Genomic DNA, 14354 nt, shown 5'->3' on the forward strand with positions numbered 1-14354 from the left:
GCGCACGCCTACACTGCAGCCGCTCATGCGGCTGCAACTGTTTTCAGACCTTCATCTGGAGTCGGAGGACTTCGACCCCCAACCCCTGCCTGGCGCCGAGCTGCTGGTGCTGGCCGGCGACATCGACAGCGGCTGGGATGCGCTGGCGCGCTTCGCCCACTGGCCGGTGCCGGTGCTGATGGTGGCCGGCAACCATGAGTTCGACGGCCGCGACCTGCGCCACAGCTGGGCCGACCTGCGGGCGTTCGCCGCCGGCCACGGCATCCGCCTGATCGAGCGCGAGCGCGTGGTCATCACCAGCGCCGCCGGCCTGCGGGTGCGCTTCGTCGGCACGGTGCGCTGGTCGGACTTCGACCTGTTCGGTGATGCCGGGCGCGACAGGGCCCAGCGCGCCGCCGCGTATTTCCTGCAGCTGATGGGCTCGACCATCGACGGCGCGCCGCTGACACCGGAATTGCTGCGCGATGAATCGCTGGCGTGCCGCGCCTGGCTGGCCGACGAACTGCGCCAGCCCAACCCCGGCGCCGCGCCAGGCGGCTGGGACACCACCGTGGCCATCACCCACTTCGCGCCCAGCCTGCGCAGTGCCGACCCGCGCTTCGGCAGGCAGCCCGGCACCGCGAGCTTCTGCAATGCCGACGACGACCTGATCCCGCTGGCCGATGTCTGGCTGCATGGCCACCTGCACTGCCGGCATGACTACGCCGTGCCGCGCCCGGGCCGGGCGCCCACCCGGGTGCTCAGCCAGGCCATGGGTCTGGTGCGCAAGGGCGAGGCCGTGGGCTTCGATCCGCTCAAGCCGATCGATCTCGCCTGGCCCGCAGCTTGACCAAAGGCAAGGTCTGGCATTGCAGCGGTGCGACACTGGCCGCACCAGCCACAAACCCATCAGGAGCAAGGCCATGAAGATCCTCGTCCCCGTCGACGGCAGCCCGTTCACCAAGCGCATGCTGGCCTATCTGGCCGCCCACGACGAGTGGCTGGGTGAGACGCACCAGTACACCCTGCTGCATGTGACCCCGGCCGTGCCGCCGCGTGCCGCCGCGGTGCTGGACAAGACCGTGCTGCAGGAGCACTACGCCGCCGAGAGCGAGAAGGTCTTCAAGCCGATCCGCGCCTTCTTCAACAAGCAGAAGATCCGCGCCGAGTTCGTGGCCAAGGTGGGTCCGGCGGCCGACACCATCGCGGCGCTCGCCACCAAGGGCCAATTCGACCTGCTGATGATGGGTTCGCACGGCCACGGCCTGCTGGGCAACCTGGTGCTGGGCTCGGTCACCACCAAGGTGATGGCCCAGTGCGGGGTGCCCGTGCTGATCGTCAGGTGACCGCGGGGCGGCCGGCCAGTCCGTCAAAGCAGGTGAGCATCACCCAGTCGACGATCTGCGCGTCGCTGTGGCTGCCGCCGGCCTTCAGGAAGCCCAGCACCGGATCGCAGGCGCGGGCGAAGATGGTGTAGAGCACCGCCTCGGGCGGCAGCGCACGGTTCACCGTGCCGTCGGCCTGGGCCTGCACGATCCAGGCGCCGAGCTGGTCGCTCAGCTCCATCAGGCCGTCCATGTAGCCCTTGTGCGCGATCAGCGCATTGCGCAGCGACGAGTTCTCGGCCGGCAGCGTGGGCATGGCGCCGGCCAGCTGCGTCTGCAGCGTCCAGCGGGTGATGCCCTTGAGCTTGTCGATGGCGGTGGCGCCAGGCTGGGCCTCCTGCGTCTGCACCTGCTCCAGCGCCTGGTCCATCATCTGCACCATGGCCGCGGCGGCCAGCGCTTCCTTGGACGGAAAGTGCTTGTACAGGCTGGCCTTGGCAATGCCGACCTCGGCCGCCACCTCGTCGACCGTCATCAGGTCGAAGCCCTTTTCCGCCAGCAGGCGCTTGACGGTGCCGACGATGGCGTCCTCGCGGGCGAGGTGGACTTTCTGGCGGAAGCTGAGGCGTGTCACCCGCGCATTCTAGACGCCGGGTGCAAAAACAGACTGATCAGGTCAAGTGGTGACTCGGCGGTGTGCCGAATTTGCCACAAACACCATCAGCGCGGGCTGGTGGATTGCAGCCAGCGCGGCAGCCAGGAGCGGCGCACCGGCGTGCTGCCTGACGGCACACCACCGTGGTCGCGCTCGTCCAGCCACTGCTCCATGCCGAAGGCGGTGCCCATGTCGGCAGGCTCCGGCTGGCGCAGCGTGCGCGGGCGGCGCCGGGTGAGGCGGGCGATCAGGCTGGGCGTGGCAGAGGCTGGCATGGACGTCTCGCTGCGGTGAACGCTGGGAAAACCGGATGGGGTGCATCGCATTGGAGCCGTTGTCCCCCTGTCGTGTGCGGGCAATATTCACATCTGCACACCAAACGTCCATCCGTCATGTGGAGGAGTGCCGCCTTGCGCCCGTGGGACGGTCAACGGCCGCCGACGGGTTGTGACGGAGTTCACAAGGCAGCCTGCCACGGCCGCACAGACCATCGGCCGGTCTGCCGCCTACGCTGCAGGCATGCCTCGACAACCGACCGCCCCACCGCCGCAAGCCCCCTGGGTGCCGCGCAGCCTGGCCAGCTTCCACCCGCCGCGGGCTGCCGAGCCGCTGCTGCGCGACTGGCTGCAACCCAGCCGCGACGTGCTGTTCCGCTGGACCATGGCCATGGCCACCAGCGAGGCCGGCCGCCGCGCGGTGGCTGAGATGGCGGTGTCCATCCAGCGCTTGCGCGGGCCACAGGAGTTCGGCCTGTGGCTCTACAGCGCCGCGCTGCAGGCGGCGCTGCACCAGGACGGCGGCCTGCCCGAGGGCTCGCTCACCGGCCTGCCGCCCGAGCTGCGCGCGCTGCTGCGCCTGGTGGCGCGGCGCGAGCTGCGGCGCGAGGAAGCGATGGCCCTGCTGGCGCAGCGCATGGACTTTGTGCGCGGCCGCCTGGTGCAGACCCGGCTGGCCTGTCAGACCGCGCCCGCGCCGCTGGATGGCTTGTCCCGCCAGGACAACGTGGTTCCATCAGTCTGACTGATGAGTTGGGAATTGAATGAATGAAACTTCATGATTGAGGCTTGACTGCCGACAATCCGGGCACAGGGCGGTGTGCCCGCAGGAGCTTCCCATGAAGGTCATCGTTCTCGGCGCCGGCATCATCGGCGTGTCCACCGCCTGGCATCTGCTGAACGAGGGCCATGAGGTCACGGTCGTCGACCGCCAGGCCGACGCCGCGCTGGAGACCAGCTTCGCCAACGGTGCGCAGATCTCGGTGAGCTTCTGCGAGCCCTGGGCCAACGCCGGCGCGCCGTTCAAGGTGGCCAAGTGGCTGCTGCGTGATGACTCGCCGCTGCTGTTCCGCCCCAAGCTCGACCCGCACCAGTGGCGCTGGGGCCTGTCCTTCCTGACCCAGTGCAACGACGCCGCCTTCGAGCGCAACGTGCGCCAGCTGGTGGCCCTGGGCCGCTACAGCCATGAATCGCTGAAGGGCGTGGTCGCCGCCACCGGCATCGACTACAACCGCCTGGAGCGCGGCATCCTGCATTTCTTCTCCTCGCAGGCCGATTTCGAGGCGGGCGCCGCCGGTGCCGAGCTGATGCGCAAGTACGGCGTCGACCGCCGGGTGATGGACCGCGCCGCGGTGCTGAAGGTGGAGCCGGCACTGGCTGCCTTCGGCCCCCACATCCACGGCGGCACCTTCACGCCCAGCGATGAATCGGGCGATGCCCAGGTGTTCACCCAGAAGCTGGCGGCGCTGTGCCGCGCCCGTGGCGCCACCTTCCTGCATGAGACCGCCATCGAGCGCATCGACACCCTGGGCGGCCAGATCAGCGGTGTGCGGGTGCGCAGCCTGACCGACGGCGCCAAGGCCCCCGTGCGCACCCTGGTGGCCGACCAGTATGTGGCGGCGATGGGCTCGTACACCGCGCCGATGCTGCGGCAGCTGGGCATCTGGCTGAACATCTATCCGGCCAAGGGCTACTCGGCCACGCTGAAGCTCAAGCGCCCGCAGGAAGCCAGCGTGGTCAGCCTGCTCGACGACACCCGCAAGATTGCGATCAGCCGGCTGGGCGACCACATCCGCATCGCCGGCACGGCCGAGCTGGCGGGCTACGACACCCGGCTGGACGGCGCCACCGCGCAGAAGCGCTGCGCGGCCCTGGTGCGCCGCTATGACGAGCTGTTCCCCGGCGTGGCCGACACCAGCCAGCCGAACTACTGGACCGGTCTGCGGCCCAGCACGCCGACCAACATCCCGTACATCGGCCGCAGCCGACTGCCCAACCTGTGGCTGAACGCCGGCCACGGCACCCTGGGCTGGACGCACGGCGCCGGCTCCGGCCAGGCGCTGGCCGAGCTGATCAGCGGCAAGCGGCCCGCGCTGAGCTTCGGCTTCTGCGGCGAGGCGCTGCCGGCTGCCAAGCCCTTCGTGCCGACCAAGCGCCCCAGCACGGCCAGGACCTGACCCAGCGAACGCCGCGGAATCGGCTTGCCCGGGCCGCTCGCGTTGCCCCCTGGAGGGGGAGCGCCGCAGGCGCTCCGGGGGTGGGTCAATGCAGCAGCGGCGCGCCGGCGCGCAGCTCGGTGGCCAGCCCGGGCGCGGCCGGCGGGCGGGCCTGCCAGCGTGCCACCCAGTCGCAGAAGTCGTCGATCGGCAGCGGCTTGCTCATGTGGTAGCCCTGGCCCTCGTCGCACTGCAGCTCGTGCAGCAGGGCCAGCACCGCGGCGTTCTCCACGCCCTCAGCCACCACCGTCAGGCCCAGGTTGTGGGCCAGGTCGATGGTCGAGCGCACGATCTTGGCGTCGCCGGCATCCTTCTCCATCGCCATCACGAAGCTCTTGTCGATCTTCAGCTCGTTGACCGGCAGCTTCTTCAGGTAGGCCAGCGAGGAGTAGCCGGTGCCGAAGTCGTCGATCGACAGCTTGTAGCCGCGCTCGGCCAGCCGGTTGAGGGTGGATTCGGCGCGCTGCGGGTCGTCCATGATCGCGCTCTCGGTGATCTCCAGGCAGAAGCCGTCGGCCAGCGCCCGGTGCCGGCGCAGGATGGCGTCCAGCTTCTCCGGCAGTTCCAGGTCCAGCAGGTCGCGGGTGGACAGGTTCACCGACACCCGCCGCACGCCCAGCACCGCCAGTGCCACCTGCTGGGCCGCAGCCTGTTCGAACATCCACAGCGTCAGCTGCCGGATGAAGCCGGTCTGCTCGGCGAACGGGATGAACTGCATCGGCGGCACCAGGCCGCGCGTGGGGTGCTGCCAGCGCACCAGGGCCTCGGCGCCGCAGACGCTGCCGGTCTGGATCGCGATCTTGGGCTGCAGGTACAGCCGCAGCTCGTGGTTGTCGACAGCGCGGCGCAGCTCGCTCAGCAGCGACAGGTTCAGCGCGCTGGCGGTGTCCACCGCCGGGTCGTAGACCTGGGCGCCGGCGGTGCGGCGCTTGGCGGCATACATCGCCACCTCGGCGCGGCTGAGCAGGGCATCGGCATCGGCCGCATGCAGCGGCCACACGGCGATGCCCAGGCCCGCGCTCAGGTCAACCGTGTGGTCGTCCAGCAGCAGCGGCTGCTCGAAGGCGGTGGTGATGCGCTGGGCCACGGCCACCGCCAGGTCGACATCGGCGGCATGCATCAGCAGCGCGAACTCGTCGCCACCCAGGCGGGCCACCACGTCGCCGTCACGCACCACCTCCTGCAGCCGCGTGGCCACGCCGGCCAGCAGCCGGTCGCCCGAGGCATAGCCCAGCACGTCGTTGACATGCTTGAAGCGGTCCAGGTCGAGCATCAGCACCGCCAGGTGGTCGGTGGCGGCGTCGGCCTGGGCGATGGCGCGCTGCACGTCGTCGCGGAACTGCAGGCGGTTGGGCAGGCCGGTCAGGCGGTCGCGGTAGGCCAGCGTGCGGATCTGTTCGCGCTGGGCACCCACGTTGACGCGCATGTGGTCGAACGCCCGTGCCAGGTCGCCGATCTCGTCCAGGCGGCGGTCCTGGGCCACCGGCTCGTCGTACTCGCCGCGGCCCAGGCGCTCGCTGGCGCGCACCAGGCGGCGCAGCGGCTTGGTCACGCGGCCGGCTGTCCACATGCTGCCCACGCCGAAGGCCACCACGCCCAGCAGCGTGATCGCCGCCAGCATCCACTGCAGGCCGTCGTAGGGCGCCACCGCAGCGGCGATGGAGCCGGCCAGCCGCAGGATGATGCGGCCTTCCGGGCCGCTGGCCACCGGCGTGGTGGCCACCAGGTAGGGCTCGGCGCCGAGCAACAGGTCGCCGTCGGCCAGCTGGTTGGCCAGCGGGCTGGCGTCGGCGGGCGGCTTCAGGCTGTGCACCAGCACCAGCGGGGCGCCGCCCACCGGCTGCGCCACCAGCGCGGCATGCATGCCTGAGACGGCGTGGATGTCGTCGAGCAGGGGCTGGTTGAGCGGGAAGCCCATCACCACCCAGCCGATCAGGGTCGGCGCGCGCATCGGCACCATCACGAACTGGTAGGGCCGTTGCGCCACCAGGCCCACCAGGCCGCTGCCAGGATGCTGCGCCAGCTGCGGTGCCAGTGTGGCCAGCGCCGGCCCCAGCATCGGGTCGACCCCCTCGGCCACGGCCTTGATGGCCAGGTCGGTGCCCAGCAGCGCGGCCAGGCTGGCGCCGATGCGGGCGCCATGGTTGTCCAGCGCCGAGCGCACCGTCTCCAGGTCGCCGGAGCTGACGGCCTCGCGCATGCCGTAGTCGGCCGCCAGCAGGGCGGCGCCCTGGTTCAGCTTGGCCGCGCGCTGGTCGAGCAGGCGCTGCCACACCTGGCCGGCGATGGTCACATGCTCGTCCAGCTGGGCATGGGCATTGCGCTGGATGCTGTGGCGGATGACCAGGAAGCCGGCGGCCTGCACCACCAGCAGCAGTGCCAGCGAGGCCAGCACGAAGCGCGCAGAGAGCCGCATCGCCGGCCAGCGCCAGCGTTGCAGGGCCTGCACGCGCCGGCCCGGTGGTGTCACGGCGCCGCCCCGGCCAGCTTGACGGTGGCGGCCTGGCTGCCGCTGGCGGCCACCTGCAACGGCTGGTCCAGGGCCGGGGCGCCGGGCGGCAGGCCCGGGTGCCAGGCGCGCAGCCGGTAGGCGCCGGCCGGCACGTCGGGCAGGGTGATCCGGCCGGTGGCGGCGGTCAGGCCGTGGTGGGGCGTCTCCACCACCACCATCCAGGCGGCCATGGTGTCGTGGATGTTGCAGCCGAGCACGGCGATGCCGGGGCTGTCGAACACCACCGGCGCGGCCGGGGTGCCGACATAGAGCTTGATCTCGAACTTCTTGATCGGCGAGAACGAGTAGACGTGGTGGCGCACCGTGTCGCGGTTGGGGAAGCTCACGGCCGTGCCCACCGGCACCACGGTCACCAGCGGCTGGAACTGGCGGCTGACCTGCACCACCTCGACGGCGGGGCCGGGCTTGCTGGCGGCACGTGCCTCCTTCGACTCCAGGAACACCGCGGCGCCGGCCAGCGGCTTGCCGGCGGCATCGGTCACCAGCACGTCGACGGTGCCGGCATGGGCGGCGAACGCCACGCTGGCGGCGGCGGCAAGGCAGGCAAGGGTCGTCAGGCGTGGCATCGGTCGGGTCGCGGTGGTCCGGATGGTCCCGCGCGAACGCGCCATCCCTGCTGGACTATCGGCCGCGCGGCCGTCCGACTTGAGCCCGCCGTGTCAACCGGCGCTGACGGGCGGCGCAGCCTCGGTGGTGGTGGCGCTGGCAATCACGCCGCCGCCCAGGCAGACATCGCCGTCGTACAGCACGGCCGACTGGCCCGGCGTGACGGCCCATTGCGCCGCATCGAACTGCAGTCCGAAGCGGCCATCGCCCAGCGCGGCCAGCCGGCAGGCGGCGTCGGCCTGGCGGTAGCGCGCCTTGGCAGCCAGGGTGCCATCGGCCGGCGGGGTGCCGGACACCCAGCTGGCGTCGTCGAACACCAGGCTGTGCGACTGCAGCCAGGGGTGGTCATGCCCCTGCACCGCCACCAGCGCATTGCGTTCCAGGTCCTTGCGGGCGACGAACCAGGGCGCATGGTCGCCGGCGCCGCGGGCCGCACCCTTCTCCTTGACGCCGCCGATGCCCAGGCCCTGGCGCTGGCCCAGGGTGTAGAAGCTCAGGCCCACATGCTGGCCGATGCGGCGGCCGCGGTCGTCGACGATGGGGCCGGGCTGGTGGCGGAGGTAGCGGTTGAGGAATTCGCGGAACGGCCGCTCGCCGATGAAGCAGATGCCGGTGGAATCCTTCTTCTTCGCGTTCGGCAGGCCGGCCTCGGCGGCGATGCGGCGCACATCGGTCTTGGGCAGTTCGCCCACCGGGAACAGGGTCTTGGCCAGCTGCGCCTGGGTGAGGCGGTGCAGGAAGTAGCTCTGGTCCTTCAGTGGGTCCACGCCCTTCAGCAATTCATGCCGGTGCAGCGCCGGGTTGAAGCGCACCCGGGCGTAGTGGCCGGTGGCGATCTTCTCGGCGCCCAAGCGCATCGCATGGTCGAGGAAGGCCTTGAACTTGATCTCGGCATTGCACAGCACGTCGGGGTTGGGCGTGCGGCCGGCGTCGTATTCACGCAGGAACTCGGCGAAGACGCGGTCCTTGTAGTCGGCGGCGAAGTTGACGTGCTCGATCTCGATGCCGATCACGTCGGCCACCGCGGCGGCATCGACGAAGTCGATGTTCGACGAGCAGTATTCGCTGTCGTCGTCGTCTTCCCAGTTCTTCATGAAGATGCCGACGACCTCGTGCCCCTGCTGCTTGAGCAGCCAGGCGGTGACGGCCGAATCGACGCCGCCGGACAGGCCGACGACCACGCGTTGGGGTTTCATCGGCGTGATTGTCCCCAGTTCGTCCGCAGAATGCCCCGCATGACGTTGACCCACCGCCCCGCCGTGCCCGAGGACGCCCCCGCCTGCATCGACCTGCGCGGCCGCACCCGCCAGAACGCCGTGCCCGCCGACCGCCTGGCGGCCTACGGCATCACCGCCGCCAGCTGGGCGGAGGGCATCCGCAGCGGCGCGACGCCTGGCCATGTGTGCCTGCGTGGCGACCATCTGGTCGGCTACTGCTTCGGCGACCGCGACACCGGCGAAGTGGTGGTGCTGGCCCTGCTTCCGGAGGCCGAAGGCCAGGGGCTCGGCCGCGACCTGCTGGGCCGCGTGGTGGCGCAGCTGGCCGGGCTGGGCTGGCGCCGGCTGTTCCTGGGCTGCAGCACCGACCCGGCCAGCCGCTCACACGGCTTCTACCGCCACCTGGGCTGGCAGTCCACCGGCCGGCTGGACGCCCACGGCGACGAGATTCTGGAACTGCTGCTGCCGGCGCCGGGCTGAGCGCCGTACGGCCTCACCCCAGCCGGAAGGTGGCACTAGCGCGCGCTGCCAATTCGCCGTCGGCCAGCACATGGCATTCGGTGAAGGCCAGGGTGCGGCCGTGGCGCAGCACCACCGGGCGGAATTCCAGCCATTGGCCGATGCTGGCGCTGGCCATGAAGTCGAGCACCAGGCTGACCGTCACCGCACCGGCCGGCGGCGTCTGGCCGGCCGCCGCCGCGGCGGCGCGCGCGGCCGCCACCGCCGACAGGCCCATGGCGTTGTCGGCCAGCGCGCTGATCAGCCCGCCATGGGCGAAGCCGCGGCCGTTGCAGTGGGCCTCGCGCACCCGCAGCCCCAGTTGCATGCGGTGGCCATCCGGCCTGGCATACAGTGGCTGCCACGGCGCGGTGAGCGGGCTGTGCCGGGTGTGCGGCGCAAAACCGTCGGGGATGGACTCGGGCGTGTCGGACATGGGCATTGCTCAGGCCATTGCCCAGCGGCCGTCGTCGAGCTGGCGGACCCGGCCATCGGCCAGCAGCTCGTCCAGGTGCATCTGGATGCTGCGCCGCTCGACGAAGCCGACCCACAGCGCGTCGTGCTCGGGCGGGTACAGCAGGCGCTGGCGCACCAGGTCGTCCATGGCCTGCGGGCCTGGCGCCAGCATCGCCAGCAGCTTCGCCTCGCGCTCATCGAGCTTGGCGGTGAAGGCGGCCAGCTGGTCGAGGAACGCCGACCGGTCGCTGATGACGGCGCGGTGGTGCGAGGTGACCCACACCCTTGCGTCCAGGGTGGCCACCGCCGCCAGGCTGCGGCGGAAGTCGGCCAGGTTGGAGGTGGCGTCGCCGTAGTACGGGCCGAAGCCGGAGAGATCGATGTCGCCGATGAAGGCCACGCCGTGGCTCTGCTCGATCAGCGCGCAATGGCCGGCGGTGTGGCCGGGCAGGTGCTGCGCCCGCACGCTGACACCGCCGCCCAGCTGCCACACCGCGCCGTCGGCATAGGCGGTGGCGTCGGGACGCGGGTGGTAGAAGAACTCGGCCCGCAGCTTGTCGTGCATCGGCGCCAGCACCTCGGGCGGGTAGCCGAAGTGGCGCGACAGGCCGTCCCAGCTCTGCGCGGCAGCCAGGTCGGCGTGGTGCACCTGCACGGCGGCCCGCGGCACGCGGTGCAGGCCGGTCATGTGGTCTTCATGCACATGGCCCAGGATGACCATGTCCACGTCGTCGAAATCGGCCCCGATGCGGTTGGCCACCAGCGGCGTGTCGAAGGCCACGCGCTGGTCGGCGCCCTGCACGATGACCTGGTTGCCATCGGGGTATTTGCCGGACTTTTCGCCCAGGTGCACAGCCACCGGGCCGAAGCGCAACACATCGTTCATCGGTGGTCCTGTCAGGTCCAGAGCGAGGGATCGGCGCCCACCACGCCCAGCGGGTGGCGCACGCCGGCGAGGTGGTCGTCGATGCAGCGCTGCACCAGCGGGCTGCGGTGGCGGGCGGCGCTGGCGCGCACCTCGTCGGGCGTGAGCCACAGCGTGCGCACCACCGGCGCGTCCAGCGTGCGGGCGGGATCGGGCGCGGCCACGCTGCCGCCGTAGGCGAAGCGCAGGTAGGTGATGTCCTCGGCCGGCTGGCCATGGGCGGCCGGCCGCTGCAGGCGCGCCAGGTACACGCCCACCAGCCACTGTGGCGTGAAGGCACAGGCTGTCTCTTCCAGGCACTCGCGGGCCGCACCCTGTTCCGGCGTCTCGCCGGGGTCGAGGTGGCCGGCCGGGTTGTTGAGCTTCAAGCCCTCGGGCGTCATCTCCTCGACCAGCAGGAAGCGCCCGTCCTGCTCGACCACGGCAGCCACGGTGACGCTGGGTTTCCATCGCGCATCAGACATGCGCGGCATGCTATCCGTGTGCCTGCCGTGCACTGGGTCACGGTGGCGACGACTGAAAACGGCAGGTCAGGTAAGCTTCTTGCAGTGGCCGCTGCTCGCCCGCGCGCCGTGAAGCACCGGGCCTGCCGCCTGACAACAACTGAGGAGTTGATTCCATGGGTCTGCTGATTGGTGTGCCGCGCGAGACGGCGGCCGGGGAGAAGCGCGTCGCCACCGTGCCCGAGGTGGTCGAGAAGCTCATCAAGCTGGGCTTCTCGGTGCAGGTGGAAAGCGGTGCCGGTGATGCCGCCAACTGTGGCGACGACACCTACCGCGCCGCCGGCGCGCAGATCGCTGCCAGTGCGGCCGACGTCTGGGGTCGCAGCGACATCGTCTTCAAGGTGCGCCCGCCCACGCCCGATGAGGTGGCCCTGCTGCGCCCGGGCGCCATGCTGATCGGCTTCGTCTGGCCGGCGCAGAACCCCGCGCTGATGGAGCAGCTGGCCGCCAAGGGCGCCACCGTGCTCGCCATCGACGCACTGCCGCGCCAGCTGAGCCGGGCGCAGAAGATGGACGCGCTGACCTCGCAGGCCGGCGTGAGCGGCTACCGCGCCGTGATCGAGGCGGCCAATGCCTTCGGCCGCTTCTTCAACGGCCAGATCACCGCCGCCGGCAAGGTGCCGCCGGCCAAGGTGTTCATCGCCGGTGCCGGCGTGGCCGGTTTGGCGGCCATCGGCACGGCGGCCAACCTGGGCGCCATCGTGCGCGCCAACGACACCCGCGCCGAGGTGGCCGACCAGGTCGTCTCGCTGGGCGGCGAGTTCGTCAAGGTCGACTACGAGGAAGAAGGCTCGGGCGGCGGCGGGTACGCCAAGGTGATGAGCGAGGGCTTCCAGGCCGCGCAGCGCGCGATGTACGCGAAGCAGGCGCGCGAGGTCGACATCATCATCACCACCGCGCTGATCCCGGGCAAGCCGGCGCCCAAGCTGATCACCGCCGAGATGGTGGCCACGATGAAGCCCGGCAGCGTGATCGTCGACATGGCCGCCGAGCAGGGCGGCAACTGCGAGCTCACCGTGCCCGGCGAGGCGGTGGTGCGCCACGGCGTCACCATCGTCGGCTACACCGATCTGGCCAGCCGGCTGGCCAAGCAGAGCAGCACGCTGTACTCGAACAACCTGCTGCGCCTGACCGAGGAGCTGTGCAAGACCAAGGACGGCCAGGTCAATGTCAACTTCGAGGACGACGCGATCCGCGGCCTCACGGTGATCAAGGAGGGTGCCGTCACCTGGCCGGCACCGCCCATCAAGATGCCGGCGGCGCCGGCCAAGGCGGCCGCTGCGGCGGCCGCGCCGGCGGCCAAGAAGGCCCATGGCCATGGGCCGGGCGAGCCGATGTCGGCCAAGAGCCTGGCCACGGTGTTCGGCATCGGCGCGGTGCTGTTCGCCCTCGTCGGCCTGTACGCGCCGGCCAGCTTCCTGGCGCACTTCACCGTCTTCGTGCTGGCCTGCTTCATCGGCTACATGGTGGTGTGGAACGTCACGCCCAGCCTGCACACGCCGTTGATGAGCGTGACGAACGCGATCAGCTCGATCATCGCCATCGGCGCCCTGGTGCAGGTGGCGCCGCCGCTGGATGCTGCCGGGGCGCTGAACCGGCCGAACGGGCTGATCCTGGGCCTGGCCGTCGTCGCGCTGGTGCTGACGGCCGTCAACATGTTCGGCGGCTTCGCGGTGACGCGGCGCATGCTGGCGATGTTCCGCAAGTGAACAAGACCAACAACAAGAAGGAGCGGACATGAGTTCCAGCCTTGCCACGATGGCGTACATCGGTGCCACCATCCTGTTCATCCTCAGCCTGGGCGGGCTGAGCAACCCCGAGACCGCCCGCCGCGGCAACCTGTTCGGCATGGTCGGCATGGCGATTGCCGTACTGGCCACGGTGCTGGGCCCGCGTGTCACCGCGGCCGGCGTGCCGTGGATCGTCGGCGCCCTGGTGGTGGGTGGCGCCATCGGCGTCATCGCCGCCAAGAAGGTGCAGATGACGCAGATGCCCGAGCTGGTGGCGCTGATGCACAGCCTGGTCGGCCTGGCGGCCTGCCTGGTGGGCTTCGCCAGCTACGTGGACACGTCCACCGTGTTCGCCACCGGCGCCGAGAAGGCGATCCACGAGGTCGAGATCTATGTCGGCATCCTGATCGGCGCGGTCACCTTCAGCGGCTCGATCGTGGCCTTCGGCAAGCTGTCGGGCAAGATCGGCGGCAAGCCGCTGCTGCTGCCCGGCCGGCACCTGCTGAACCTGGTGGGTCTGCTGGTGGTGGTGTACTTCGGCTGGGCCTTCGTGCAGGCGCACGACATCCCGGCCGGCATGCTGCCGCTGCTGGTGATGACGGTGATCGCGCTGCTGTTCGGCATCCACATGGTGATGGCCATCGGCGGCGCCGACATGCCGGTGGTGGTGTCGATGCTCAACAGCTACTCGGGCTGGGCGGCCGCGGCCACCGGCTTCATGCTGAGCAACGACCTGCTGATCGTGGTGGGCGCGCTGGTCGGCTCGTCGGGCGCCATCCTCAGCTACATCATGTGCCGGGCGATGAACCGCAACTTCATCAGCGTGATCGCCGGTGGCTTTGGTGGCGGCGCACCCGCCCCGGCGGCTGCGGGCGGTGCGGCGCAGCCGCAAGGCGAGGTGTCGCCGATCCTGGCCGCCGAGACGGCCGAACTGCTGCGCGAATCGAAAAGCGTGATCATCGTGCCCGGCTACGGCATGGCGGTGGCGCAGGCCCAGCACACGGTGTACGAGATCACCAAGCTGCTGCGCGAGAAGGGCGTGAACGTGCGCTTCGGCATCCACCCGGTGGCCGGCCGCATGCCCGGCCACATGAACGTGCTGCTGGCCGAAGCCAAGGTGCCGTACGACATCGTGCTGGAGATGGACGAGATCAACGAGGACTTCCCCGGCACCGACGTGACCATGGTGATCGGCGCCAACGACATCGTGAACCCGGCCGCGCAGGACGACCCCACCAGCCCGATCGCCGGCATGCCGGTGCTGGAGGTGTGGAAGGCCAAGACCAGCATCGTGATGAAGCGCAGCATGGCCAGCGGCTATGCCGGCGTGGACAACCCGTTGTTCTACAAGGAGAACAACCGCATGCTGTTCGGCGACGCCAAGAAGATGCTGGACGAGGTGCTGATGGCGCTGAAGGCCTGAGCGACCGCTGCGCAACACAAAGGGCCGGCATTGC

Annotated in this window: 15 protein-coding genes; 7 read left to right on the top strand and 8 right to left on the bottom strand. The window is 70.5% G+C overall.

All coding sequences use genetic code 11. From position 1 onward, the window contains the following. Positions 1-25 precede the first annotated feature (25 nt). Both FFT10_RS18125 and FFT10_RS18130 read left to right on the top strand, forming a co-directional pair. The gene (locus FFT10_RS18125; RefSeq protein ID WP_137734274.1) at positions 26-829 is read left to right on the top strand and encodes a metallophosphoesterase; all 804 of its coding nucleotides are present in this window, start codon (positions 26-28) and stop codon (positions 827-829) included. Positions 830-902: 73 nt separating this feature from the next. After that, on the top strand, positions 903-1325 hold the full coding sequence (locus FFT10_RS18130) for a universal stress protein (RefSeq protein ID WP_137734275.1): 423 nt from the start codon (positions 903-905) through the stop codon (positions 1323-1325). Here FFT10_RS18130 and FFT10_RS18135 read toward each other — a convergent pair. Continuing rightward, entirely contained in the window at positions 1318-1938 is a 621-nt protein-coding gene (locus FFT10_RS18135) for a TetR/AcrR family transcriptional regulator (RefSeq protein ID WP_137734276.1), read from the bottom strand. The two genes, FFT10_RS18130 and FFT10_RS18135, sit on opposite strands and share 8 nt — an antisense overlap. Positions 1939-2024: 86 nt before the next feature. After that, the gene (locus tag FFT10_RS18140; RefSeq protein WP_137734277.1) at positions 2025-2234 is read right to left on the bottom strand and encodes a hypothetical protein; all 210 of its coding nucleotides are present in this window, start codon (positions 2232-2234) and stop codon (positions 2025-2027) included. A gap of 244 nt (positions 2235-2478) precedes the next feature. Between FFT10_RS18140 and FFT10_RS18145 the strand changes: the two genes are divergently transcribed. Further along, entirely contained in the window at positions 2479-2979 is a 501-nt protein-coding gene (locus FFT10_RS18145) for a hypothetical protein (RefSeq protein WP_137734278.1), read from the top strand. Between the two features lie 94 nt (positions 2980-3073). Further along, complete coding sequence (locus FFT10_RS18150) at positions 3074-4411, top strand: D-amino acid dehydrogenase (RefSeq protein ID WP_137734279.1); 1338 nt, start codon at positions 3074-3076, stop codon at positions 4409-4411. 85 nt (positions 4412-4496) lie between these two features. Here the strand turns inward: FFT10_RS18150 and FFT10_RS18155 are convergent, their stop codons facing one another. The 3 genes from FFT10_RS18155 to mnmA form a co-directional block, all read right to left on the bottom strand. Continuing rightward, positions 4497-6899 carry a putative bifunctional diguanylate cyclase/phosphodiesterase gene (locus FFT10_RS18155; RefSeq protein WP_306446577.1) on the bottom strand — a complete coding sequence of 801 codons (2403 nt, stop codon included), beginning with the start codon at positions 6897-6899 and terminating at the stop codon, positions 4497-4499. A 17-nt stretch (positions 6900-6916) separates the two neighbouring features. Continuing rightward, complete coding sequence (locus FFT10_RS18160) at positions 6917-7528, bottom strand: methylamine utilization protein (RefSeq protein WP_228027172.1); 612 nt, start codon at positions 7526-7528, stop codon at positions 6917-6919. A gap of 93 nt (positions 7529-7621) precedes the next feature. Then, positions 7622-8764 (bottom strand): tRNA 2-thiouridine(34) synthase MnmA, encoded by a 1143-nt coding sequence (gene mnmA, locus FFT10_RS18165; protein ID WP_137734280.1) that lies wholly within the window; start codon positions 8762-8764, stop codon positions 7622-7624. Between the two features lie 39 nt (positions 8765-8803). Between mnmA and FFT10_RS18170 the strand changes: the two genes are divergently transcribed. Next, complete coding sequence (locus FFT10_RS18170) at positions 8804-9265, top strand: GNAT family N-acetyltransferase (protein ID WP_137734281.1); 462 nt, start codon at positions 8804-8806, stop codon at positions 9263-9265. A 13-nt stretch (positions 9266-9278) separates the two neighbouring features. On the opposite strand, the gene FFT10_RS18175 is transcribed toward FFT10_RS18170, so the two are convergent. The 3 genes from FFT10_RS18175 to FFT10_RS18185 are packed head-to-tail and all read right to left on the bottom strand — an operon-like array spanning position 9279 to position 11128. Continuing rightward, positions 9279-9719, bottom strand: coding sequence for a PaaI family thioesterase (locus FFT10_RS18175; protein ID WP_137734282.1), 441 nt, complete (start codon positions 9717-9719; stop codon positions 9279-9281). Between the two features lie 9 nt (positions 9720-9728). After that, a complete protein-coding gene (locus tag FFT10_RS18180) occupies positions 9729-10625 on the bottom strand; it encodes an MBL fold metallo-hydrolase (protein ID WP_137734283.1) in 897 nt (298 codons plus the stop codon). A gap of 11 nt (positions 10626-10636) precedes the next feature. Beyond that, positions 10637-11128, bottom strand: coding sequence for an NUDIX hydrolase (locus FFT10_RS18185; protein ID WP_137734284.1), 492 nt, complete (start codon positions 11126-11128; stop codon positions 10637-10639). Between the two features lie 155 nt (positions 11129-11283). Between FFT10_RS18185 and FFT10_RS18190 the strand changes: the two genes are divergently transcribed. Continuing rightward, positions 11284-12876 (top strand): Re/Si-specific NAD(P)(+) transhydrogenase subunit alpha, encoded by a 1593-nt coding sequence (locus tag FFT10_RS18190; protein ID WP_137734285.1) that lies wholly within the window; start codon positions 11284-11286, stop codon positions 12874-12876. A 28-nt stretch (positions 12877-12904) separates the two neighbouring features. Further along, on the top strand, positions 12905-14320 hold the full coding sequence (gene pntB / locus FFT10_RS18195) for a Re/Si-specific NAD(P)(+) transhydrogenase subunit beta (protein ID WP_137734286.1): 1416 nt from the start codon (positions 12905-12907) through the stop codon (positions 14318-14320). Positions 14321-14354: the final 34 nt, after the last annotated feature.

It is taken from the genome of Pseudaquabacterium pictum (assembly GCF_005403045.1).
In the GTDB taxonomy this organism is placed as follows: domain Bacteria; phylum Pseudomonadota; class Gammaproteobacteria; order Burkholderiales; family Burkholderiaceae_C; genus Pseudaquabacterium; species Pseudaquabacterium pictum.